This window comes from Tenggerimyces flavus (assembly GCF_016907715.1).
Classification (GTDB): domain Bacteria; phylum Actinomycetota; class Actinomycetes; order Propionibacteriales; family Actinopolymorphaceae; genus Tenggerimyces; species Tenggerimyces flavus.
On the sequence record NZ_JAFBCM010000001.1, the window covers coordinates 7,495,227 to 7,516,995 of the forward strand.

Genomic DNA, 21,769 nt, shown 5'->3' on the forward strand with positions numbered 1-21,769 from the left:
TGATCACGTTCATGATCACGGCACGGGGACGGTGAGCTCGGCCGAGTCGCCGGCTGTCAAGGTGCGGTTGACGGCAGCCTCGCCCTTGCCGGTGAGCGTCAGCGTGTCGACTCGTACCTCGCCGCCGAGCACGTCGAGCTTCACGTTCCCGCCCTCCTGACGGACCGTGCCGAAGGCGTGTCCGTTCGACCAGAACCAGCTCACAGGCTGCGCCGACGAGGCGAACGTCAAAGCCCCCGTCGTCCCGTCGTACGCGAACCCGGTCAACGCCGGCACCGCGCCCCACGCGGCCATCGCGCGGACGTAGTGGTGCCCGCACTCCGCCTCGTCGAACGGGTTCCGCCGCTGCCCGTCGTACCGGCCGCGCACGGTCTCGATCACCGCGACGCCCTCGTCGACCAGGCCCTCGTAGATCATGCCGATCGCCGCCGTGTACTCCAGACCGGTCCACACCTCCGCGTAGTACGGGAACGGCCGCTCGGGCTGGTTGCCGTTCGGGTAGGACGCGACCAGCAGCCCGGTCTCGTCGCCGAGGGTGTAGCTCCGCACCGGGTTGAAGTGCTCCCAGACGCCCTCTCGCCTGTTCTCGCGCAGGATCGTCTGCAGCGTCGTCTTGATGTTCTCCACGTTCAGCAGGTGGCCGAGCCCGACGATGTGCGCGAGGTACTGGCCCACCAGCTGGTCGGCGAGGCAGCCGTCGCCGATCTGGAATTCCGGCAGCAGCAGGTTGCGGGCGCCGATCCCCGGCAGCCGCAGGCCAGGAGCGATCGCGTCCTCGCTGCCGACCGGCCGGATCTCGTGCACGTAGTACGCGCCGTTGAACAGATGCTCGTCGAGCCAGGCCGAGCCGCGGGCGAACAGGTCCGCGCAGCGGGCCGCGAACTCGTCGTCTCCCACGTGCCTTGCGATCTCCTCGCCGGCACGCAGGGCGGCGAGGTACCAGGAGCCGACCTCGGGGTTCGGGCCGAAGTACTCGACATCCATCGTGTTGTGCTGCGAACCTTCCATGACGCCGTCCTGGTCGGCGTCCCACCCGCCCGGGATCCAGGCGAACTCCAGCGCCTTGCGCGCCTTGGGCCACAACGTACGCAGCAAGTCCTCGTCGCCGGACAGCTTCCACTCCCGGTAGAGCTTGACGAGGCAGCCCATCTGGCCGTCCGCCGCCGCCACTCCGTCGCCCTTCTTCTCGCCGAGCGGAAGCGGGATGCGGAAGTTCATGTGGCCGTCCGCGCCCGTGCCGTAGACGAACTCGGTCTCCCGCATCGACTTCGCCAACGCGCCGAACAGGAACGGCGTGGTCTGCTCGTAGTTCCAGACGTGCGTGCAGTTGCCATAGCAGCAGCCGCCGCCGTCGGAGCAGCCCTCCCAGCCGAAGAACCGGCCGTCCGGCGTACGGAAGCAGGTCTCGGTCCGCAGCGTGCTGACGTTCGACAGCGCCGCGTCCTTGACGGCGACCGGCAGGTCGCTGTCGACGAACGCGCGGACGAAGTCCACCGTCCGCCGCTCCAGCTCGGCGAGCTGGGGCGCGGTGTCGGCCACGACGGCCCACGCATCGGCGTACTTGGTCGTGTAGTAGTTGCCGACCGTGGTGTCCTCGTCCTCCCAGGCCTTGCGGTTCGGGAAGTGCCAGGCGAGGACGAACGTCAACGCGCGTGTCTCCCCGGCACCGACCGAGGTGCCAGCGGCGACCGAGGCGACGGGGCGCTTGGCCTCGGTCTCACGCTCGTCGAGGCGGCCGTCGGCGGTGAAGTCGGACCAGAAGTCGAGCAGCTCACCGCTCCAGCCGAGCCCGTCCGCCCACGAGGTGCGGGTGGTGACGTCGTTCTCGTCCTCGCCCACCACGGCGAGGGCGAACGAGCCCCACTCCCGGTCGCCCGTCTCTCGGCCCGTCGTGGTGGCCAGGACGCCGCGCGCTCCGGACGCCTCGCGGTTGGCGTTCGCGTTGCGCTCCTCGGCGAGGAAGTTCTGCACGCTGCCGGCGATCGCGATGTCCAGGGCGCGGTCGGTCTTGTTCGTGACCACGTACCGCAGTACCGCGACCGGGATGCCGCTCGCGTCGGCGTCGGTCGGGACCAGTGGGTTGAACGCCTGCAGCCGCACGCTCACCAGCGAGTCGGGGTCGTCGAGGAGGAGCTGGCCAAGCGGGTACGCGGCGTGGAACTCGGACTCGCGGAACCTCGGGAGTCCGTGGTTCTTCACCTGCGAGCCGTGGCCACCCTCGTACTGGGTGGGGTCGATCGGGCCCTCGAGGAGCCTGGTCTGGCTCGTACCGTCGGGCTCGGCGACGCGGAGGAGGAACATCGCCGTATCGGGGGCGAACCCCTTGGCGGGGCGGTTGCGCAGCTCCCAGTCGCGCAGGTCGCCTCGACCGCCGAGCGTGATGGTGCCCGTGCCTATCCCGCCGAGGGGAAGGGCGACCCGGATCGAGTGCGCTGCGTCGTACGTGCGGAGGACCGGCCAGATCGGGACTTCCTGCTGCATGAGGGCTCCAGGTAGCGGATGGTAGGACCTCGATGGCAATCGATTTCCGACAGATATAGTGCCGCACGAAAGTCATGATCGAGAGGGAGCATCCCATGCTTCGGTACCGGCTCACCCACCCGGAGATCCTCGCGGCGCTCGCGTCTGCGGGGCATGGGTCCCGCGTGCTCATCGCCGATGGGCACTATCCGTTCGTGACCGCTTCTGGCCCGAACTGCACGCACGTGTTTCTCAACCTGACCCCCGGACTCGTCTCGGTGCCCCAGGTGCTGGAGCTGCTCGTCGACGCGGTCCCCATCGAGTCCGCGGCCGTGATGCACCCGCCGAAGGACCAGGAGGCGCCGGAGATCTTCACCGAGTTCAGCCGGCTGTTGGGCGACTCGGTACCGGTGGACGAGCTGGACCGGTACAAGTTCTACGACGCGGCCCGGTCCGAGGACGTGGCGCTGGTGATCGCGACTGGGGAGCAACGGACGTACGCCAACATCCTGCTCACCCTGGGCGTCGCCTCGGGCGCCTAGTCGAACGTGAACCGGGTGGCGTCCTTGGGGAACGTGTCCCACGCGATCGCCCGCTTCGGATGCAGGCCGAGCGCGTTCTCGTAGTCGCTGGCGGGGCTGCCGTAGCCGTACTTCGCGTTCGAGAGCTCGGCGAGCCTCGCCGCCTCCTCCGGAGGCCGCGGCGTGCGCCGCACCTCACCGTCGACGACCACCACGCGCCCCGCGTCGGGCAGGTGGATCGAGGCGAACGGGCTCGCCTCGATGTTGCGCCGGTGGACGGTCTCGGGCGCGCCGCCGTAGTACCAGATGCCGTCGTCCCAGATGCCGTCCAGCGGCACCACGTGGGGCCGCCCGTCGGGGCGCACGCTGGCGAACCAGTAGACCCTCGCCTCGACGAGCTGCGCCTGGACCGCGGCCCAGCGCAGCGTCCTCGTGGCGCGGCCGTACCCCTGCGGGAACCTCAGCTTCGCGGCGGTCGGTGCCATGACCCGAAGCCTGGCACCGACCACCGACAGAAGGGGTCTACCTCAGATCGCCGTTGGTGATGCCCGGCGTCTCCGCCGGCCAGGAGACCAGGCCGAGCTCAGCGGACGAGGCCAGCTGGGCGTTCTTCGGCAGGATGCGGATCGTGTAGCCGAACGGACCCGTACGGTCCAGCTTCACGTCGCCCTCGAAGCGGCAACGCCCCGCCTCGTACGTCTCCGCCGGCTCCAACGAGACCACCGCCGGGTCGCGCAGGGTGTCCGCCTCGTCCACGCGGCCGTGCAGCACCTGCACGTCCACGTCGGCAGGTGTCAGAGCACCCAACGACACAAACGCGCGGAACGACACCGTCATCCCCAGCTCGGCGTGGTCGTCCACCCCGGACGACTCCACGTGGTCGACGCGCACCGAAGGCCAGGCCTCCCGCACCCGCGCCTTCCACCCGGCCAGCGCCCGAGCCCCGTCGTACGAGTCGTTCAACGCACGCGACGCCAGGGCCGACGGCGCGTAGAGCTTCCGCACGTAGTCGTGCAGCATCCGCGAGGCCAGCACCTTCGGCCCGAGCGAGCCGAGCGTGTGCCGCATCATCTCGACCCAGCGCCGCGGCAGCCCGTCGGCGTCGCGGTCGTAGAACCGCGGCACGACCTGACCCTCGATCAGGTCGTACAGCGCGTTCGCCTCGAGCACGTCCCGGCGGTCGGCGTCCTGGACCCCGTCCGCGGACGGGATCGCCCAGCCGTTCTCGCCGTCGAACCACTCGTCCCACCAGCCGTCGCGGATCGACAGGTTCAGGCCGCCGTTCAGCGCGGCCTTCATGCCCGACGTTCCGCAGGCCTCGTACGGGCGCAGCGGGTTGTTCAGCCACACGTCGCAGCCCGCGACCAGCGGGTGCGCGAGGCCCATGTCGTAGTCCGGCAGGAACACGATCCGGTGCCGCACCTCGGGGTCGTCGCAGAACCGGACGATCTCCTGGATCAGCTTCTTGCCGCCGTCGTCGGCCGGGTGCGACTTCCCCGCGATCAGGATCTGGATCGGCCGCTCGGACGACAGCAGCAGCGCCTTCAGCCGCGGGATGTCGCCGAGCATCAGCGTGAGCCGCTTGTACGACGGAACGCGCCGCGCGAAGCCGATCGTGAGCACGTTCGGGTCCAGCGCGGAGTCGATCCAGCCGAGCTCCGCCTCGGACGCGCCGCGGGCGAGCCACGACTCCCGCAGCCGCCGGCGCGCGACCGCGACGAGCTGGGCGCGCAGCAGGCCCTTGATGTGCCACAGCTCGTTCTCCGGGAGCTGGTCGGCCACGTCCCAGTCGCCGGAGACGTCGTTGCCGTTCGTCCGTGCCTCCAGCTCGCCCATCTCGCGGGCGACCCAGGTGGGCGCGTGCACGCCGTTCGTGACCGACGCGATCGGCACTTCGGTGACGTCGAAGCCTGGCCAGAGGCCGGAGAACATGCCGCGGCTGACCTCGCCGTGCAGCTTGCTCACGCCGTTGGCACGCTGGGCGAGACGCAGCCCCATCACGGCCATGTTGAAGACGCCGGGGTCGCCGCCCTCGTAGTCCTCCGCGCCGAGCGCAAGGACGCGGTCGATCGGTACGCCCTCCGCGGCGTTGTCGCCGCCGAGGTGCTGCTCGATCAGGTCGCGGCCGAACCGGTCGATGCCGGCCGGAACGGGCGTGTGGGTGGTGAAGACCGTGCCGGCGCGGGTGATCTCGAGCGCGGAGGAGAAGTCGAGGCCGCGGTCCTCGACGTACTCGCGGATCCGCTCCAGGCCGAGGAAGCCGGCGTGGCCCTCGTTCGTGTGGAACACCTCGGGCGCGGGCGTGCCTTGGATGCGGGCGTAGACGCGCAGGGCGCGGACGCCGCCGATGCCGAGCAGCATCTCCTGCAGCAGCCGGTGCTCGGTGCCGCCGCCGTACAGCCGGTCGGTGACGTCGCGCTCGAGCGGCGCGTTCTCCTCGACGCCGGAGTCGAGCAGCAGCAACGGGATGCGGCCGACCTGGGCGACCCAGATCTGGGCGTTCAGCGTACGACCGTCCGGCAGCCCCACGGTGACGCGCGCGGCCTTGCCGGAGGACTCGCGGAGCAGCTGCAGCGGCAGGCCGTCGGGATCGACGAGCGGGTAGCGCTCCTGCTGCCAACCCTCGGCGGACAGGCTCTGCACGAAGTAGCCGTGCCGGTACATCAGGCCGACGCCGACCAGCGGGACGCCGAGGTCGCTCGCCGCCTTGAGGTGGTCGCCGGCGAGGATGCCGAGGCCGCCGGAGTACTGCGGGAGTACGGCGGAGATGCCGAACTCCGGCGAGAAGTAGGCGATCTGCTTCGGGACGTCGGCGCCGAGACCCTGGTACCAGCGGTCGCCGGTGAGGTACTGGCCGAGGTCGTCAGCGGCTTCGCGCAGGCGGTCGCCGAAGGCTGGGTCGCTGGTCAGCGCGGCGAGCCGTTCGGACGGCACCTCGCCAAGCAGCCGGACCGGGTCGTGGCCGACACGTTCCCAGGTCTCGGGATCGACGGCCTCGAACAGGTCCTGGGTCGCGGGGTCCCACGACCAGCGCAGGTTCATGACCAGGTCGCCGAGGGGCGACAGCGGCTCGGGAAGGACCGGCCGCACGGTGAAGCGACGGATGGCACGCACGAGGGTCCACGCTACCGATCACAGATGACAGCCAGATGGCGCCCCTGCCCTCGTCTTGCAGAGCGAGCAAAGTCTTTCAATCGAACGCCAACGCGAGCGCTCCTGCGCAGTCCGCCGGTCATCCACAGGCTGAGGGCAGCGCAATCGCCGACTCCGCCGATTCGTCTACGATGATCTCATGGCCCTGGCCGTTAGAATCGACAGCGTGGCTGGCGAGAGAGACGAGCTGAGACGCCTGGTCGAGGAGTTGACCGACGACCAGGTGTCGATGACGCTTGCCGAGGTCCGCGAGCAGCTGCGCTCGGTCGAACGTCCCTGGCCACCCGCCTGGTTCGGTGCGGCGAAGGCGACCAGGACCGACGTGGCCGGTCGGTCGAAGGACCTGCTCGCCGATGGGTTCGGCCGAGCTGAGTGATCGTTTGCGACACCGGCCAGCTTGTCGCGGCGGCGCTCTCCAATGACGACCACCATCGAGCATGCGTCGATCTCTTCACCGGAGCGCACCTCGCTGGACACGACCTCGTGGTGCCAGCGACAGTCGTGGCAGAGGTCGGCTATCTCCTCTGCCGGGAAGCAGGTCCCCGCGTCGAGGCGATGTTCCTCACCTCGATGGCCGAGGGTGACTTCGCACCCATCGCGCTGACATCCGTCGACTACGCCCGGATGGCCGAACTCGTCGTGACCTATGCCGACCTTCCGCTCGGCACGACCGACGCGTCGGTCGTCGCCCTGGCCGAGCGCCTCGGCACCACGGAGATCGCGACGCTGGATCGGCGACATTCCGCGTGGTTCGTCCCGCTCACGCCACCGCGCTGACGCTGCTTCCGTAGCTATATCGCATCACTGGCTGTTCCGAACTTGGCCCACGATGAGTACTCAGCGACCAGACTGGATAAGTTCACGCTGTACGCGCTGAGCCGAGTTCGTCAACGCACGGCAACGCTTGCTTCACCACGACCGTCAACCCACGACGTCCAGGGCCGCACATGACGAAGCCGACCGCGAAGAACGCCGCCGCCCGCCCGGTTCCGCTCGCGCGACCGGCCAATCTGGCGCCTGCCCAAGGGGGCATCGGGCGCATCCCGATCGTCGACATCCAGCCTGTCGTCAACTGTGGGCAGTATCCCGCCAAGGCCGTCGTCGGCGAGTCGTTCACCGTCACAGCGACGGTCTTCCGCGAGGGCCACGACGCCCTCGGTGCGAACGTCGTCGCAAGAGGCCCCGGCAGGCAGACGCTCGGCTGGATCCCGATGACCCTGCAGGAGCCCGGGCTCGGCATCTGGACCGCCGAGATCAGACCGAACGCCGAAGGCGCATGGACGTTCCAGGTCGAGGCCTGGTCCGACCCCGTCGCCACCTGGCGGCATGCCGCCGAGCTGAAGATCCCGGCCGGCGTCGACGTCGACCTCATGCTGGTCGAGGGAACGTACGTCCTCGAGGCCGCCGCCAGGAATCTCCCGCGCGGCAAGGCCGAAGAGCGCCAGGTGATCCGGGACGCGATCAAGGCACTCAAAGACAAGTCACGACCGGCGGAGGTACGTCTCGCCGCGGCGACCACCCCCGAGATCCACCACGTGCTCGACCAGTTCCCGCTCCGCGAGCTGGTCACCGGCAGCGAGCAGTACTCCCTCTGGGTCGACCGCGATCGCGCCCTCTATGGCAGCTGGTACGAGTTCTTCCCCCGTTCCGAGGGCGCCTACTACGACGAGGACCAGGGCCGCTGGGTCTCCGGCACGTTCAAGGACGCCGCCGAACGCCTCCCCGCCATCGCGAACATGGGCTTCGACGTCGTCTACATCCCGCCCGTCCACCCGATCGGCACGACCAACCGCAAGGGGCGCAACAACAGCACCGAGGCCGGCCACGACGACCCCGGAACGCCCTGGGGCATCGGCTCGGAGGACGGCGGCCACGACGCCGTCCACCCCGACCTCGGCACGATCGCGGACTTCGACGCGTTCGTGACGAGGGCGAACGAGCTCGGAATGGAGATCGCCCTCGACATCGCGCTGCAGGCGAGCCCCGACCACCCCTGGGCGAAGGCGCACCCCGAGTGGTTCACGACCAGGGCAGACGGCACGATCGCGTACGCGGAGAACCCGCCGAAGAAGTACCAGGACATCTACCCGCTGAACTTCGACAACGATCCCGCCGGCATCTACTCCGAGATCCTGCGCGTCATCTACCACTGGATCGAGCACGGCGTCCGCATCTTCCGCGTCGACAACCCGCACACGAAGCCGGTCGAGTTCTGGGAGTGGCTGCTCGCCAAGGTGCGCCGCACCGACCCCGACGTTCTCTTCCTGAGCGAGGCGTTCACCAAGCCTCCGATGATGCACACGCTCGCGAAGGTCGGCTTCCACCAGTCGTACACGTACTTCACCTGGCGCAACACCAAGCCGGAGATCGAGGAGTACCTCACCGAACTCGTCAACGACACGAGCCACTTCCTCCGGCCCAACTTCTTCACCAACACCCAGGACATCCTCACCGCGTACCTGCAGTACGGCGGCCCGGCCGCGTTCAAGATCCGCGCCGCGCTCGCCGCGACCACCTCCCCCACGTACGGCGTCTACTCCGGCTTCGAGCTGTACGAGCACGTCGCCGTGCGACCGGGCAGCGAGGAGTACCTCGACTCCGAGAAGTACCAGTACCGCCCACGCGACTGGGCGGCGTACGAGCCGGGCGGCGCCAAGGAGGGCCAGTCGCTCGCGCCGTACCTCACCAAGCTGAACGAGATCCGCCGACGACACCCGGCGCTGCAACGCCTCAGAAACCTCCGATTCCACTACATTCCGGACGACAGCATGCTCGTCTTCTCCAAACGCGAGCAGCTGCCCGACGGACGGGACGACACCGTGCTCGTCGTGCTCAACCTCGACCCCCACGGGACCCGTGAGTCGACTGTGTCGTTGAACATGCCGGACCTCGGCATGGACTGGCACGACCAGTTCGTCGTTGTCGACGAGCTGACCGGAGACACCTGGCGCTGGGGCCAGCACAACTACGTTCGGCTCGACCCTGGGTACGAGCCGGCCCACATCCTCACAGTTCGGCGGGGTAGCGCATGACCGAAACAACCAAGACCGAAGGGACGATCGTCCTCGGCAGAGATCCCGAGTGGTACAAGCACGCCGTCTTCTACGAGGTGCTCGTCCGCTCGTTCGCGGACAGCAACTCCGACGGGGTCGGCGACCTCAGGGGCCTCAAGGACAAGCTCGACTACCTGCAGTGGTTGGGCATCGACTGTGTCTGGCTGCCGCCGTTCTTCACCTCGCCGTTGCGTGACGGCGGGTACGACGTCGCTGACTACACCGAGATCGCCGAGGACGTCGGCAACGCCGCGGACTTCATCGAGTTCGTCGACGCGGCACACGACCGCGGCATCCGCGTGATCATCGACTTCGTCATGAACCACACGTCCGACCAGCACCCCTGGTTCCAGGAGTCGCGCAACGACCCGGACGGCCCGTACGGCGACTTCTACGTGTGGTCCGACACCGACGAGAAGTACGCCGACGCGCGGATCATCTTCGTCGACACCGAGACCAGCAACTGGACGTTCGACCCGGTCCGCCGGCAGTACTTCTGGCACCGGTTCTTCTCCCACCAGCCGGACCTCAACTTCGAGAACCCGCGCGTGCAGGAGTCGATCCTCGCCGCACTGCGCTACTGGCTCGACCTCGGCATCGACGGGTTCCGCCTCGACGCGGTGCCCTACCTGTTCGAGGAGGAGGGCACCAACTGCGAGAACCTCCCGCGTACGCACGAGTTCCTGCGTCGCGTCCGCAAGGAGGTCGACGACGCCTACCCCGACACGCTGCTGCTGTGCGAGGCCAACCAGTGGCCGGCCGACGTCGTGGAGTACTTCGGCGACTTCGGCAACGGCGGCGACGAGTGCCAGATGGCGTTCCACTTCCCGGTGATGCCGCGCATCTTCATGGCCGTACGCCGCGAGTCGCGCTACCCGATCTCGGAGATCATGGCGCAGACGCCGAAGATCCCGGATCGCTGCCAGTGGGGCATCTTCCTGCGCAACCACGACGAGCTCACGCTCGAGATGGTGACCGACGAAGAGCGCGACTACATGTGGGGCGAGTACGCCAAGGACCCCCGCATGAAGGCGAACATCGGCATCCGCCGCCGCCTCGCGCCGCTGCTCGAGAACGACATGAACCAGATGGAGCTGTTCACCGCGCTCCTGCTGTCGTTGCCGGGCTCGCCGGTCCTCTACTACGGCGACGAGATCGGCATGGGCGACAACATCTGGCTCGGCGACCGCGATGGGGTCCGGACGCCGATGCAGTGGACGCCCGACCGGAACGCGGGTTTCTCCTCCAGCGACCCGGGCAAGCTCTCGCTGCCGATCATCATGGACTCGATCTACGGCTACCAGGCGGTGAACGTCGAAGCGGAGCTGCAGAACAGCTCCTCGCTGCTGCACTGGGTCCGCCGGATGATCTGGGTTCGCAAGCAGAACCCGGCGTTCGGCGCGGGGACGTTCACCGACCTGGGTGGCAGCAACCCGAGCGTGCTGTCGTTCGTCCGCGAGCTGGGCGACGACATCGTGCTCTGTATCAACAACCTGTCGCGGTTCCCGCAGCCGGTGGAGCTGGACCTGCGCAGGTGGGAGCTGGTCGAGCCGATCGAGCTGCTCGGCGGCGTCCGGTTCCCGAGGATCGGTGAGTTGCCGTACCTGCTCACGCTCGGCGGACACGGCTTCTACTGGTTCCGGCTGCCACAACCGCCGCCCGAGCCAGGAGTGGGTGGGTTGAGCTAGGGCGTAGGGCGCGGGCGAGGGGTCTGAACGATGCAGGGACGTTCGAGGGAAGGACTTACATGGTGAGACCTAACCAGCAGGCCGGAATCCACGACTTCCTCGAACGGCAGAGATGGTTCGCGGGCAAGGGTAGGACCTTCACCATCGAGGGGATCCATCCGCTGGAATGGCTTTCTCCACCAGGGGTTTGGCCTGCCGTGCGCGTCGAGCTCGTCACGCTGCGGTACGAGACGGGCGAGGGTGACGAGGGCGGCAGGACCGACGTCTACCAGCTGCCGCTGGCGTACCGGGACCGGCCGGCATCGGAGTCGCTCGCGCACGCCTTCGTCGGCGAGTGGGAGCACCCCGAGCTGGACGCGACGGTGTGGGCGTACGACGCGTTGCACGACAAGGAGGCGACGTCGTACTGGCTGCGCGGGCTGCTCGACGAGCGGGCCGAGGAGGACTTCTCGTTCCACCGTACGGGCGACGTCGGGATCTCCGGTGACGAGCAGTCGCTGGTGCTGACGGCCGAGCAGAGCAACACGTCGCTGGTGTTCGACGAGGCCGCGCTGCTCAAGGTGTTCCGGCGCGTGCACCACGGCCGCAACCCCGACATCGTCGTGCACGAGGCCTTCGCCAGCGGCGGCGGACGCAACGTGGCCAGGCTGTTCGGCTGGCTCGAGGCCGAGTGGCCGGTCGGCGACGGCGGCGCGAAGGTCGACCGCGGCGACCTCGGCATGTTCAGCGACTTCTTCCGTACGGCGACCGACGGCTGGGAGCTCGCGATCACCAGCGTGCGCGACCTGTACGCCGAGGCCGACCTGCACGCGGACGAGGTCGGCGGCGACTTCGCGGCGGAGTCGTACCGGCTCGGCGCGACCACCGCGGAGGTGCACACCGACCTCGCGCGGCTGCTGCAGACGGCGGTGTGGGGGCCGATCGAGCTCGCGAAGGTCACGCACGGCATGTACGGGCGGCTCGACCTCGCGACATCGCTGGTGCCGGAGCTCGCGGCGTACCACGAGGCGTTGCGGTCGGCGTACGACGACCTGGCGAACTACCCGGATCCCGTTCCTGTGCAGCGGATTCACGGCGACCTGCATCTCGGGCAGACGATGCGGACGGTCGCCGGCTGGCGGCTGATCGACTTCGAAGGCGAGCCGGCCCGGGCGTTCGCCGAGCGCGACGCGCTCGACTCCCCCGTCCGCGACGTCGCCGGCATGCTGCGCTCGTTCGACTACGCGGCTCAGCACCTGCTGACCGGCACCGAGCGCCCCGACGCGCTGCGCGGTCCGGGGTCGGAGGACCACGGGCAGCTGGAGTACCGGGCGCAGGAGTGGTCGGACCGCAACCGGGCGGCGTTCTGCGAGGGGTACGCGTCGGTGGCGGGTGCCGATCTGCGCGACCAGGCCGTGCTGATGCGTGCGTACGAGACCGACAAGGCGGTGTACGAGGTCGTGTACGAGTCGCGAACCCGCCCGGACTGGGTGAAGATCCCGCTCGCTGCCGTGCGTCGGCTGGCGGGCGTGGATCAGGAGGCGACATGACCGACACGACCGAGACGCAGAACCTCGCTCGTCGCGACGAGCTCGCGCGGCTCATCGGCGGCAGCCACCACAACCCGCACGACCTGCTCGGGCCGCACGTGGTGGGCGACGCCGTCGAGATCCGCGTGCTGCGGCCGATGGCGGAGCGGGTCACGGTCGTGCTCGGGCCGACGCGGGTCGACCTCGCGCACGAGTACGAAGGTGTGTGGCTCGGTGCGGTTCCGGGCAGTGCCGTGCCGGACTATCGGCTGGAGATCGCCTACCCCGGTGGGCATGTGGTGGCGACGGACGATCCGTACCGGTTCCTGCCGACGCTCGGCGAGATCGACCTGCACCTGATCGGCGAGGGCCGGCACGAGCAGCTGTGGCGCGTTCTCGGCTCGCACGTGCGGCGGTACGACACGCTGTCCGGGCCGGTGACGGGCACGTCGTTCGCGGTGTGGGCGCCGAATGCCCAAGGAGTACGGCTGGTTGGCGATTTCAACCACTGGGACGGGCGCGGCAACCCGATGCGCTCGATGGGCTCCAGCGGCGTGTGGGAGATCTTCGTTCCGGACGTCGGCCAGGGTGCTCGGTACAAGTTCGAGATCCTCGGCGGCGACGGCGCGTGGCGGCAGAAGGCCGACCCGATGGCGTTCTACGCCGAGACTCCCCCGGCCACCGCGTCGGTGGTCTTCGACTCGTCGTACACGTGGAACGACTCGTCCTGGTTGGAGAAACGGAGCGCCACGGCTCCGCACTCCGAGCCGATGTCGGTGTACGAGGTCCATCTCGGCTCGTGGCGGCGCGGTCGTACGTACCGCGAGCTCGCCGACGAGTTGGTGCCGTACGTTCAGGAGCTGGGCTTCACCCATGTCGAGCTGCTGCCGGTGATGGAGCACCCGTTCGGCGGCTCGTGGGGCTACCAGGTGTCGTCGTACTTCGCGCCGACCGCACGACACGGCGACCCGGACGATTTCCGTTACCTGGTTGACGCTTTGCACCAGGCGGGCATCGGTGTGATGGTCGACTGGGTGCCGGCGCACTTCCCGAAGGACGAGTGGGCGCTGGCCCGGTTCGACGGGACGCCGTTGTACGAGCACGCGGATCCGCGGCGCGGCGAGCACCCGGACTGGGGCACGCTGGTGTTCGACTTCGGACGTACCGAGGTGCGGAACTTCCTGGTCGCGAACGCCCTGTTCTGGTTGGAAGAGTTCCACATCGACGGGCTGCGCGTGGACGCGGTGGCGTCGATGCTGTACCTCGACTACTCGCGGCGCGAGGGCGAGTGGACGCCGAACGAGTACGGCGGCCGCGAGAACCTCGACGCGGTGGCGTTCCTGCAGGAGATGAACGCGACCTGCTACCGGCGCGTGCCCGGAATCATCACAGTGGCTGAGGAGTCCACGGCGTGGCCGGGCGTGACGCGGCCAGCGCATCTGGGCGGGCTCGGCTTCGGCTTCAAGTGGAACATGGGCTGGATGCACGACTCGCTCGCGTACCTGAGCCGGGACCCGATCCACCGGCAGTATCACCATCACCAGATGACGTTCTCGATGATGTACGCGTACTCCGAGAACTACATGCTGCCGATCTCGCATGACGAGGTGGTGCACGGCAAGGGCTCGTTGCTGCGGAAGATGCCGGGCGACCGGTGGCGGCAGCTGGCGAACCTGCGGGCGTACCTGGCGTTCATGTTCGCGCATCCGGGGAAGCAGCTGCTCTTCATGGGTTCGGAGTTCGCCCAGGAGTCGGAGTGGGCGGAGTCGCGGGAGCTGGACTGGTGGTTGCTGGACCTGCCGGATCACCGGGGTGCGTACGACCTCGTACGCGACCTGAACGCGGTGTATCGGGCGTCGCCTTCGCTGTGGACCGGTGACTCGTCGCCGGAGGGGTTCGCGTGGATCGACGCCAACGACGCGTCGAACAACGTATTCTCGTTCCTGCGCTTCGATCCTTCGGGGACGGAGGCGCTGGCGTGCGTGGCGAACTTCGCCGCGCTGCCGCACGAGGACTATCGCGTGGGGCTGCCGTTCGCGGGAACGTGGCACGAGGTGATCAACACCGACTCCTCGCGCTACGCCGGCTCGGGCGTGGACAACGGCGGCGCGGTCGAGGCGGCGCCGACCGAGTGGCACGGCCGCCCGGCGTCGGCTCGGCTGGTGTTGCCGCCGTTGGGCACGGTCTGGCTGCGCTACACGCCTTGAGGCTTTCGCCGTTCGCCTGTCACCGGACGTGATTGGTGGCACGCTGTCCGTTGCGATACAGGGCGGGCGGACGGCGTAGAGGGGGCAATGGTGCCCAGGGCAACACCGCGGCCGGACGATGCGGTGGCGGAGCAGTTCCTGGCTCACGCGGGTGAGCTCATGGACGCGTACCTGGCGCCCTCGGGCGGTGCCCGGCCGGCGCGACTGCGGTCGATCCACTTCCCGGCGACGCTGGAGTGGCTCCGTACGGAGGACGTGATCCGGCTCGCCGTGGAGAGCGGCAAGGCGGGGCTGAGCCGGAAGGCGTTCTTCAACCGCTGGCAGACGAAGGAGGAGTTCGTCAAAGACGCGCTGGTGTACGCCTTGCTGTTCAAGGATCGGCGAGTCGAGCAGGTGCTCGATCCCAGTCAGCTGGACCGGATGCCCCGGACGGGGTCGCTGTCCGCCGGGATCATCCAGCTTGCTGACCCCTATCTCGAGCGGCTCCTCCGAGACCCGCGGAGCTTCCTGATGGCGCACGTCGGACCGCTGCTGGAACACCATGCCGACGTCCGTGAACGGGTGGCACCGACGCTCCGCGGGACCCATGAGTGGTTCGGAGGCTACTACCGCCTGCTGGTCGATCTCGGCCTGTCGCTGCGGCCAGGATGGACCGTCGAACGCTTCGCCCTGTCGATCCATGGCATCGTCGAGGGCTTCCTTTTCCGATACCGCATCCAGCCCGAGGAGTTCCAGCCGACCAGGTGGCAGGGCGCCAGCCTTTTCGCCGACACCGTGATCGCTTTCTGTCTCGGCGTCATCGATGTCGACGAATCCGGCCAGTCCGCGCGATCGGCCCTCGACGCCGCGGCGGAACGCGCCAGATTGGCAATGTAAGGCTTAGCGGGTGCCGAAGATCCGGTTGAAACCGAGCGGATGACCGCACAGGTCGGCGATTCCCATCGTCGCGTTCCGGAGCTCGTTCCCGTTCGTCGAGTCGGCGTCGGCAATGCGTTCGAGTGCGGCCGCGTCGGCGCTGAGATCTCTCTCCTCGTAGCGTTCGGCGACGTCCGACAGGAGGTCTGCCTTGCGGAACAAGGGATTTCCGAGAATTCGACTCATGAGGACCGGTGACTCCTTCGCGCCAGGCGTCGAACCGCACCGATCGCCGCGAGGGGTGCCCAGATCCACATGGGCAGCAGCACGATCACGAACGTGCCGCCGCGCCAGAGATAGACCGCGTACAGACCGAACAGCGCTCCCAGCGCGCCGTACTGGAGGCCTTCACCGCTGAACATCATGACGACTCCGGTCCCGGCCAAGAAGCTCCAGAGGATCGCGGCCCCGATCCGCTTCGCATGGTCCAGCGCGCTCGGTCCTGGCGGTTGCGGCGCCGGGTGTTGAGGCGCTGGCTGTTGCGGTGCTGGTTGTTGAGTCATGGAATTCCCTCCCCTTGCGCGCCCATGCCGAGCACGCTCTTGCCGAATTCATTTCGACGTGTGAGCGTCATAGGGAGACGAACGACTCTCCCTATGACGCTCAACGAAGGCCGGTACGAGAAATGCGCAACCGGCCGTCCTTCACCCCCAATGAGCCCCGCCGCAGGCTCGCCGTACCGGTATAGCAGCGGCGGACGGGTCGAGTTCGATATTCACCCGAAGTCGAACCCTGTATAGGGAGACAGCCGAGTCTCTCTACGAATTGGTCGCGGTTTGGTAAACCCGGCAACGCATTTCCGCTGGTCGCCCTATCGTCTTGCCATCGCACCAGAGGGGGATCTCGATGAGTAAGCGAACCGGCATCATCGTTGCTGCCGTCATCACCGGAGTTGCCAGCGTCGTGGCGGGGATCGTCGGCGCCAAGACCGACAACTTCCACGTCGTCGTCGGCCCACTTCCCGACCGAACCGTGACGGTGACCACGACGGTCACCGCACCACCGCTACCCGCACCCACGGTCACGGTCACCGTCCCCGGCGACGCACCCCTCGTGGATGAGGTGACGGACCCCGGCATTGGATCGATGATGCTCGCCGATCTGAGAGGTAGCGGCGGGGAGTTCGGCACCGGCGTGGTGAAAATCGACGGCGTCACCTATCCGGACACCGTGCACACCGCCCTGTCACCATGCGGGGCCGGCGATCTCGATCGATCGACGTGGACCTGGGAGGGCGACGTCGCGCGGCTCGTGGGCAGGATCGGCCTCACCGACGAGTCGTTCACCGACGGCCTCGCCTACCTCGCCGTCTACGAGGGGAACGGCGCGAGCAAGCTGCTCAAGAGATTCCCCGCCACCACGGACGGGCTCACCGATGTCGACGTGCCGCTGGATGGGATCTACACGATGACGATTGTTGCCGAGGCCGACAACAGCACGAAGCCGGGATGTTCGGATGTGACGCTCGCGTTCCTGGACGCGAAGCTGGAGCGGCCCGACTCAGGATGAGCTGAGCAGCTCACAGGTCTCGAAACTCATGCACCCACAGGCCAGACAGTCCGCCACTGCAGTACGGAGCTGCTGGAATTCGGCGATGTGGCGGTCGAGCTCGGGCAGCTTCCGTTCGGCCAGCGCCCGCCAGCGGCGGGTGGTGCCGGGCGTCGTGTCGCTGGCGAGGAACGCGCCGATCTCGCGCAGCGTGAAGCCGGCCCGCTGGGTCATCCGGATCAGCGCCAACCGGCGCAGCACCGTCGGCGGGTAGACGCGGCGGCCGGCCACCTGGTCGGCGACCGGGAGCAGGCCGATGCGCTCGTAGTAGCGCAACGTCGACGGACGGAGGCCGGTACGCGACGCGACCTCGGCGATGTCCAGCTGTCTCATGGCCCTGCCTCGGTTGACTTGAAGCACGCTTCAAGCACCATTCTCAGCCCATGCCGCTCTCCGACTACCGCACCGTCCTGGCGACGAGGCCGTTCCGGACGCTCGCCGTCGCGATGGGGGTGTCCGATCTCGGGGACGGCATGTCCCTCGTCGTCATCCCGCTCGTCGCGATCGGCGTCGCAGAAGGACAAGACGCCGCGCTCGTCATCGGCGGCGCCGTCGCTGCGTACTCGCTCCCGGGCGTGCTCGGCGTCCTCCTGCTCGGCAGGTGGCTACGCAGGCTCCGCGCCACCACGGTCCTGATCGCGGACAGCGCACTCCGTGCCACCATGCTCGCCGCCGTCGCCGCGCTGTGGGCCACCGGCAACCTCACCCCCGCCGGGCTCATCGCCCTCTGCGCGGCCTCGTCGGTGCTGCACGCGTGGGGTTCGGCGGGCAAGTTCACGCTGATCGCCGACGACCTTCCCCACGACCGGCGCATCACCGGGAACGCGCTCGTCACCTCCGTCCAGTCCCTCTCGATCATCATCGGCCCGAGCATCGCCGGGCTGCTCGCCCACGTGCTCAGCCTCGCCTGGCTGGTCGCGTTCGACGCACTCACGTTCACGCTGCTGGGGTTCGTCGCCCTCCACCGCCACCGCCGCCAGCAGTCACCCGTACCCGACAAGACGGCGCCTGGCGGTTGGCGTGCCATCCGCGCCCAGCCCGCGCTGCTCGGGCTGCTCGCGATGACCTGGGTCTTCTACGCGCTGTACGGACCCGTCAACGTCGCGCTCCCCCTCCACGCCACCGGCGGGAACGTCGAGCAGGCCGGTCTGCTCGGGATCTACTGGACCGTGTTCGGTATCGGCGCCGTGGTCGGCAGTCTCGGCGCCAGCCTCGTCCGGGAGAACGCGAGACGGCCGGCCATGCTTGTCATCGTCGCCGCCTGGGGTCTCGCCCTCCTCCCGTTTGGCCTGGGCCTGCCGACACCGGCCGAGATCGCCTGCTTCGCGATCGCCGGGCTCGTCTGGGGACCGTTCCCCGCGATCTCCCTCACCGTCACCCAGTCGCTCAGCCCGCCGGGAGCGGTCACGTCGGTCCTCGCCGCCCGGACGGCGATCCTCCTCACCGCCACCCCGGTGGGCACAGCGCTCGGCGGCCCGCTCACCGAGGCAGCGAAGGACCCGACTCGCGTTCTGGTGGGCTCCGGCCTCGCCACGCTCGCGCTCGCCGCCCTCGTCGCCGGAGTCGTGGCCGTCAGGCGGCGGTCTTCTGGATCGATTTTGCGCTGACCCCTTGCACGCCTCCGAGAGGCTCTGTATCGTTCTAGAAGATCGATACAGAAGAAGGAGGTGCTCAGATGCCCAGAGTCACGCTGCAGACCATCGCCGACGCCCTCGGGGTGTCGCGCAGCACCGTCTCCAACGCCTACAACAAGCCCGACCAGCTCACCCAGGAGCTGCGCGAACGGATCCTCGCCGAGGCCACCAAGCTCGGCTACGCAGGCCCGGACGCCGCCGCGCGAAGCCTGCGCAGCGGCAAGACGGGCGCGATCGGGCTGCTGTTCACCGAGTCGCTGCCCTACGCGTTCTCCGACCCGTACGCGGTCGGGTTCCTCACCGGCCTCGCCGAGGTCGCCGAACGCCATGGGACGAGCCTGTTGCTGGTCCCGGTCGACACCGGGCTCGGCGGCACCCCCGAGGCCGACCTCGAGCGGGCCGTACGCCAAGCCGTCGTCGACGGGTTCTGCCTCTACTGCGTCGACGAAAGCCACCCGGCCGTCGACATCATCCGCGCCCGCGGCCTGCCGATGGTCGCGACCTATCCGCCGAAGGACCCCCACCTCAGGTCCGTGGGCATCGACGACGAGGCGGCCGCGTTCAAGGCCGGCGAACACCTGGCGCGGCTCGGGCACGAACGGATCGGCGTCGTCATGGACCGCTGGTTCGGGATCCGCCCGTTCCCGCCGCTCGACCTCGAGGGTCCGACGCCCATCCAGCAGGTCATCGACCTCGCGCCCGGCGAAGAGTCGACGTTCCGGCTGCGCGGTTACCGCAAGGCACTCCCCGACGCCGACATCATGGTCACCACCGCGGAACGCAACAGCCGGGCGGCCGGAGCGGTGGCCGTCGAGGAGCTGATCGACCAGCGCTGTCGTTCCACCGCGATCCTCGCCGTCAGCGACGTGATCGCGTTCGGCGTCATCGACGCACTTCGACAACGGGGGCTCACGCCCGGACAAGATCTCTCCGTGGTCGGTTTCGACGACGTACCCCAGGCGGCGGAGTTCGGGCTCACCACGATCCGCCAGCCGATGGTCGATCGCGGCCGGATGGTCGGGCGGATGCTGCTCGAGCCGGACACGATCGCCGAACGTCAGGTGCGGCTCCCGACGGAGCTGGTCGTACGGACCAGCACCGGGCCGCGCCCGTCCTGAACCACCTCTTCCAACACACACACGCGAAACATCCCCTTAGGAGCCAACTATGTGGCCCGTTGCTGCCAATCTCGCTGTCGACCTCACCAAGCTGGACGCCCACTCGGCCCTGCCGCGCGCGCCCAAGCACCCACTTCCGCCGCCGAAGGAGACCAGCCGGCAGAAGCTCGGCCGGTCCCTCCGCGAGACCGCCCAGCGCCTCCAGCGCATCGCCGACCGCGTCGACGCCCCTGCTGCCTGCTGACATTTGGTAACACCACTATTTACGCGGAGTTCACGGGAGCCGGAAGAAAGCAGTTGAGTCCGTGGTTATGGTGATAGTGACTCGAGAGGGAAGGAACATGTGTAACTGAGCGTCGCGTGCCGCCACAGGTCCGGGCCTGTGAGGTGGCGCACACCCTCGAGTCCTTCGCTCGACGACGAGCGCGCATCCATCAAACACCCTGCTGTACGAAAGAGAACTGCCATGTGGCCTGCCATCGCGAACTTCGCCAACGACCCTCGACGGGAGGAGCCGATGATCGTGCACCGCGCTGCACTGTCTGACGACTTCGCCCTGATGTCGGACGACTTGGAGGTCGCGCCGCGACGGGGCCTGTTCGTCCAGTCGCTGCGTGAGACCGGCACCCGCCTGGTCCGCCTTGCCGACCGGCTCGAGGGGTCCAAGTCCGCCGCCTGATCTACCCATACCCGTAAGGGGATTCGCGTTCCCGGGATCGGCGCGAACCTACCTAGACCGAGGGCGCCGAGGTGACCTAGCTCACCTCGGCGCCCTTCTACGTTGTCGATGACGTTGTCGATGTGGTGAGGATCACGGCCAGGTTGTCGATGTAGGAGTCCATCGCCGCACGTGATTTCGGCAACCGCTGTGGGCTGGTCAGCGCGAGGTAGGTGTGGCCGAGGTACGTCGTGTACGCGATCGACGCACGACGTCGCGCCTCTGCCCGACTGAAACCGAGGTCGGCGAACATCTTCGCCAGATAGCTCATACGCCGCTCGGTGACCCGTTCCAGCACCGGTCCCACCAGCGGATCGTCCGCCGAGGAGAGCAACGCCAGCTCCACCGCGTCGCGGCGTACGTGGCTCAATACCGCGTGAAACAAGGCGCGCAGCCGCCGCTCCGGATCGGACTCGGCCTCCACCGCGGTGATCACCGCCTCGGTGTGCTCCTGCTCCCACCGTTCCAAGGTGGCCCGCAGCAACGCCTCCCGGTTCGGGAAGTGCCAGTACGCGCTGCCCTTGGTCGCCCCTAGCCGGGCGGCCAGCGGCTCGACCGCGACAGCGGCGATTCCGCCTCGCCCCAGCGCCGAGAGCGCGGCAGCCGTCCAGTCGTCCTTGCTCAGCCGGGGCTTCTTGGCGTGGCCACCATCACGTTCCTTCGGCATGCCTCCGTACGCTAGCGTATGGACGGACCATACGGCACCGTATGGTCAGCGTGAGGAGGGCGCATGTTCAGCAACGTCCACACCAGGGTCATCGCCGCGCCGCGTCCCGAGCTCGGCAAGCTCCTCGAACGGATCACCGAACCGGACAGCCCGAGCTGGCCGTCCCGGCACTGGCCGCCGATGGTGCTCGACAACGGCCTCGAGGTCGGCTCCGCCGGTGGGCACGGGCCGATCCGCTACTACGTCACCGACCACCAGCCGGGCAGCCGGATCGAGTTCACCTTCGACGACGTCGACCTGCCCGGGACGCACGCGCTGGAGCTGCACGACGGCCCGACGCCGGGGACGACGCTCGTACGGCACATCCTGATCGGGTACGACTGCGGGCTGCGGAACCGGCTGACCTGGGAGGTCGGCCTCCGCTGGCTGCACGACGCGCTCATCGAGCAGCTCTTCGACCGCCTCGCCACCGTCGCCGGCAAGCCACCGGCCCGGCCCTTGCGCTGGTCGCCATGGGTGAAGGCCCTGCGCCTGCTCTACGCCCGCAACCTCGTCCCTCAGCCGGCGTAGCCAGCTCAG

Annotated in this window: 21 protein-coding genes; 14 read left to right on the forward strand and 7 right to left on the reverse strand. The window is 68.5% G+C overall.

The features are described from left to right. Window positions 1-15: 15 nt before the first annotated feature. Window positions 16-2,481 (reverse strand): GH116 family glycosyl-hydrolase, encoded by a 2,466-nt coding sequence (locus JOD67_RS34875; RefSeq protein ID WP_205121929.1) that lies wholly within the window; start codon window positions 2,479-2,481, stop codon window positions 16-18. Between the two features lie 95 nt (window positions 2,482-2,576). Between JOD67_RS34875 and JOD67_RS34880 the strand changes: the two genes are divergently transcribed. Then, window positions 2,577-3,002 (forward strand): RbsD/FucU family protein, encoded by a 426-nt coding sequence (locus tag JOD67_RS34880; protein WP_205121930.1) that lies wholly within the window; start codon window positions 2,577-2,579, stop codon window positions 3,000-3,002. Here the strand turns inward: JOD67_RS34880 and JOD67_RS34885 are convergent. Then, window positions 2,999-3,466: a pyridoxamine 5'-phosphate oxidase family protein gene (locus JOD67_RS34885; RefSeq protein ID WP_205121931.1), complete on the reverse strand. Its 468-nt coding sequence runs from the start codon at window positions 3,464-3,466 to the stop codon at window positions 2,999-3,001. The genes JOD67_RS34880 and JOD67_RS34885 overlap by 4 nt on opposite strands. 37 nt (window positions 3,467-3,503) lie before the next feature. Beyond that, window positions 3,504-6,095: an alpha-glucan family phosphorylase gene (glgP, locus tag JOD67_RS34890; protein ID WP_205121932.1), complete on the reverse strand. Its 2,592-nt coding sequence runs from the start codon at window positions 6,093-6,095 to the stop codon at window positions 3,504-3,506. Between the two features lie 205 nt (window positions 6,096-6,300). On the opposite strand from glgP, the gene JOD67_RS34895 reads away from it, so the two are divergent. The 7 genes from JOD67_RS34895 to JOD67_RS34925 all read left to right on the forward strand — a co-directional run bounded on the left by JOD67_RS34895 (window position 6,301) and on the right by JOD67_RS34925 (window position 15,466). Further along, entirely contained in the window at window positions 6,301-6,510 is a 210-nt protein-coding gene (locus tag JOD67_RS34895) for a hypothetical protein (protein WP_205121933.1), read from the forward strand. Beyond that, window positions 6,507-6,911, forward strand: a complete 405-nt coding sequence (locus JOD67_RS34900; protein WP_205121934.1) for a type II toxin-antitoxin system VapC family toxin — start codon at window positions 6,507-6,509, stop codon at window positions 6,909-6,911. Before JOD67_RS34895 ends, JOD67_RS34900 begins: the two co-directional genes overlap by 4 nt. Window positions 6,912-7,081: 170 nt before the next feature. After that, complete coding sequence (locus JOD67_RS34905; RefSeq protein ID WP_205121935.1) at window positions 7,082-9,166, forward strand: alpha-1,4-glucan--maltose-1-phosphate maltosyltransferase; 2,085 nt, start codon at window positions 7,082-7,084, stop codon at window positions 9,164-9,166. Next, window positions 9,163-10,875: a maltose alpha-D-glucosyltransferase gene (gene treS / locus JOD67_RS34910; RefSeq protein ID WP_205121936.1), complete on the forward strand. Its 1,713-nt coding sequence runs from the start codon at window positions 9,163-9,165 to the stop codon at window positions 10,873-10,875. Before JOD67_RS34905 ends, treS begins: the two co-directional genes overlap by 4 nt. Before the next feature lie 59 nt (window positions 10,876-10,934). Then, a complete protein-coding gene (locus JOD67_RS34915; RefSeq protein WP_205121937.1) occupies window positions 10,935-12,404 on the forward strand; it encodes a maltokinase N-terminal cap-like domain-containing protein in 1,470 nt (489 codons plus the stop codon). After that, window positions 12,401-14,590: a 1,4-alpha-glucan branching protein GlgB gene (glgB, locus tag JOD67_RS34920; protein ID WP_205121938.1), complete on the forward strand. Its 2,190-nt coding sequence runs from the start codon at window positions 12,401-12,403 to the stop codon at window positions 14,588-14,590. The genes JOD67_RS34915 and glgB overlap by 4 nt, the downstream gene beginning before the upstream one ends. 90 nt (window positions 14,591-14,680) lie before the next feature. Continuing rightward, window positions 14,681-15,466 carry a hypothetical protein gene (locus JOD67_RS34925; RefSeq protein ID WP_205121939.1) on the forward strand — a complete coding sequence of 262 codons (786 nt, stop codon included), beginning with the start codon at window positions 14,681-14,683 and terminating at the stop codon, window positions 15,464-15,466. 3 nt (window positions 15,467-15,469) lie between these two features. Here the strand turns inward: JOD67_RS34925 and JOD67_RS34930 are convergent, their stop codons facing one another. Together JOD67_RS34930 and JOD67_RS34935 are read right to left on the reverse strand one after the other, a co-directional pair. After that, window positions 15,470-15,691 (reverse strand): hypothetical protein, encoded by a 222-nt coding sequence (locus JOD67_RS34930; protein WP_205121940.1) that lies wholly within the window; start codon window positions 15,689-15,691, stop codon window positions 15,470-15,472. Continuing rightward, entirely contained in the window at window positions 15,688-16,008 is a 321-nt protein-coding gene (locus tag JOD67_RS34935) for a hypothetical protein (RefSeq protein ID WP_205121941.1), read from the reverse strand. Before JOD67_RS34935 ends, JOD67_RS34930 begins: the two co-directional genes overlap by 4 nt. Window positions 16,009-16,351: 343 nt before the next feature. Between JOD67_RS34935 and JOD67_RS34940 the strand changes: the two genes are divergently transcribed. After that, window positions 16,352-17,014: a hypothetical protein gene (locus tag JOD67_RS34940; RefSeq protein WP_205121942.1), complete on the forward strand. Its 663-nt coding sequence runs from the start codon at window positions 16,352-16,354 to the stop codon at window positions 17,012-17,014. On the opposite strand, the gene JOD67_RS34945 is transcribed toward JOD67_RS34940, so the two are convergent. Next, complete coding sequence (locus tag JOD67_RS34945; RefSeq protein WP_205121943.1) at window positions 17,006-17,386, reverse strand: MerR family transcriptional regulator; 381 nt, start codon at window positions 17,384-17,386, stop codon at window positions 17,006-17,008. The two genes, JOD67_RS34940 and JOD67_RS34945, sit on opposite strands and share 9 nt — an antisense overlap. Before the next feature lie 50 nt (window positions 17,387-17,436). Here JOD67_RS34945 and JOD67_RS34950 point away from each other — a divergent pair, with 50 nt between their 5' ends. The 4 genes from JOD67_RS34950 (at window position 17,437) to JOD67_RS34965 (ending at window position 20,484) form a co-directional block, all read left to right on the forward strand. After that, a complete protein-coding gene (locus JOD67_RS34950) occupies window positions 17,437-18,660 on the forward strand; it encodes an MFS transporter (protein ID WP_205121944.1) in 1,224 nt (407 codons plus the stop codon). Between the two features lie 68 nt (window positions 18,661-18,728). Continuing rightward, entirely contained in the window at window positions 18,729-19,805 is a 1,077-nt protein-coding gene (locus JOD67_RS34955) for a LacI family DNA-binding transcriptional regulator (protein ID WP_205121945.1), read from the forward strand. Window positions 19,806-19,854: 49 nt separating this feature from the next. Then, a complete protein-coding gene (locus JOD67_RS34960) occupies window positions 19,855-20,049 on the forward strand; it encodes a hypothetical protein (RefSeq protein WP_205121946.1) in 195 nt (64 codons plus the stop codon). Between the two features lie 222 nt (window positions 20,050-20,271). Beyond that, window positions 20,272-20,484, forward strand: a complete 213-nt coding sequence (locus JOD67_RS34965; protein WP_205121947.1) for a hypothetical protein — start codon at window positions 20,272-20,274, stop codon at window positions 20,482-20,484. A gap of 97 nt (window positions 20,485-20,581) precedes the next feature. On the opposite strand, the gene JOD67_RS34970 is transcribed toward JOD67_RS34965, so the two are convergent. Beyond that, complete coding sequence (locus tag JOD67_RS34970; protein ID WP_205121948.1) at window positions 20,582-21,190, reverse strand: TetR/AcrR family transcriptional regulator; 609 nt, start codon at window positions 21,188-21,190, stop codon at window positions 20,582-20,584. Window positions 21,191-21,253: 63 nt separating this feature from the next. Here JOD67_RS34970 and JOD67_RS34975 point away from each other — a divergent pair, with 63 nt between their 5' ends. Continuing rightward, window positions 21,254-21,760, forward strand: a complete 507-nt coding sequence (locus JOD67_RS34975; protein ID WP_205121949.1) for a hypothetical protein — start codon at window positions 21,254-21,256, stop codon at window positions 21,758-21,760. Window positions 21,761-21,769 lie beyond the last annotated feature (9 nt).

Bases quoted from the DNA above. Each gene is read 5' to 3' on its own strand.
- JOD67_RS34960 (WP_205121946.1), top strand. From the start codon at position 19,855: ATGTGGCCCGTTGCTGCCAATCTCGCTGTCGACCTCACCAAGCTGGAC.
- JOD67_RS34950 (WP_205121944.1), top strand. From the start codon at position 17,437: ATGCCGCTCTCCGACTACCGCACCGTCCTGGCGACGAGGCCGTTCCGG.
- JOD67_RS34930 (WP_205121940.1), bottom strand. From the start codon at position 15,691: ATGAGTCGAATTCTCGGAAATCCCTTGTTCCGCAAGGCAGACCTCCTG.
- JOD67_RS34935 (WP_205121941.1), bottom strand. From the start codon at position 16,008: ATGACTCAACAACCAGCACCGCAACAGCCAGCGCCTCAACACCCGGCG.
- JOD67_RS34885 (WP_205121931.1), bottom strand. From the start codon at position 3,466: ATGGCACCGACCGCCGCGAAGCTGAGGTTCCCGCAGGGGTACGGCCGC.
- JOD67_RS34965 (WP_205121947.1), top strand. From the start codon at position 20,272: ATGTGGCCTGCCATCGCGAACTTCGCCAACGACCCTCGACGGGAGGAG.
- JOD67_RS34880 (WP_205121930.1), top strand. From the start codon at position 2,577: ATGCTTCGGTACCGGCTCACCCACCCGGAGATCCTCGCGGCGCTCGCG.
- JOD67_RS34940 (WP_205121942.1), top strand. From the start codon at position 16,352: ATGAGTAAGCGAACCGGCATCATCGTTGCTGCCGTCATCACCGGAGTT.
- treS (WP_205121936.1), top strand. From the start codon at position 9,163: ATGACCGAAACAACCAAGACCGAAGGGACGATCGTCCTCGGCAGAGAT.
- JOD67_RS34955 (WP_205121945.1), top strand. From the start codon at position 18,729: ATGCCCAGAGTCACGCTGCAGACCATCGCCGACGCCCTCGGGGTGTCG.
- JOD67_RS34945 (WP_205121943.1), bottom strand. From the start codon at position 17,386: ATGAGACAGCTGGACATCGCCGAGGTCGCGTCGCGTACCGGCCTCCGT.
- JOD67_RS34915 (WP_205121937.1), top strand. From the start codon at position 10,935: ATGGTGAGACCTAACCAGCAGGCCGGAATCCACGACTTCCTCGAACGG.
- JOD67_RS34905 (WP_205121935.1), top strand. From the start codon at position 7,082: ATGACGAAGCCGACCGCGAAGAACGCCGCCGCCCGCCCGGTTCCGCTC.
- JOD67_RS34875 (WP_205121929.1), bottom strand. From the start codon at position 2,481: ATGCAGCAGGAAGTCCCGATCTGGCCGGTCCTCCGCACGTACGACGCA.
- glgB (WP_205121938.1), top strand. From the start codon at position 12,401: ATGACCGACACGACCGAGACGCAGAACCTCGCTCGTCGCGACGAGCTC.
- JOD67_RS34975 (WP_205121949.1), top strand. From the start codon at position 21,254: ATGTTCAGCAACGTCCACACCAGGGTCATCGCCGCGCCGCGTCCCGAG.
- JOD67_RS34970 (WP_205121948.1), bottom strand. From the start codon at position 21,190: ATGCCGAAGGAACGTGATGGTGGCCACGCCAAGAAGCCCCGGCTGAGC.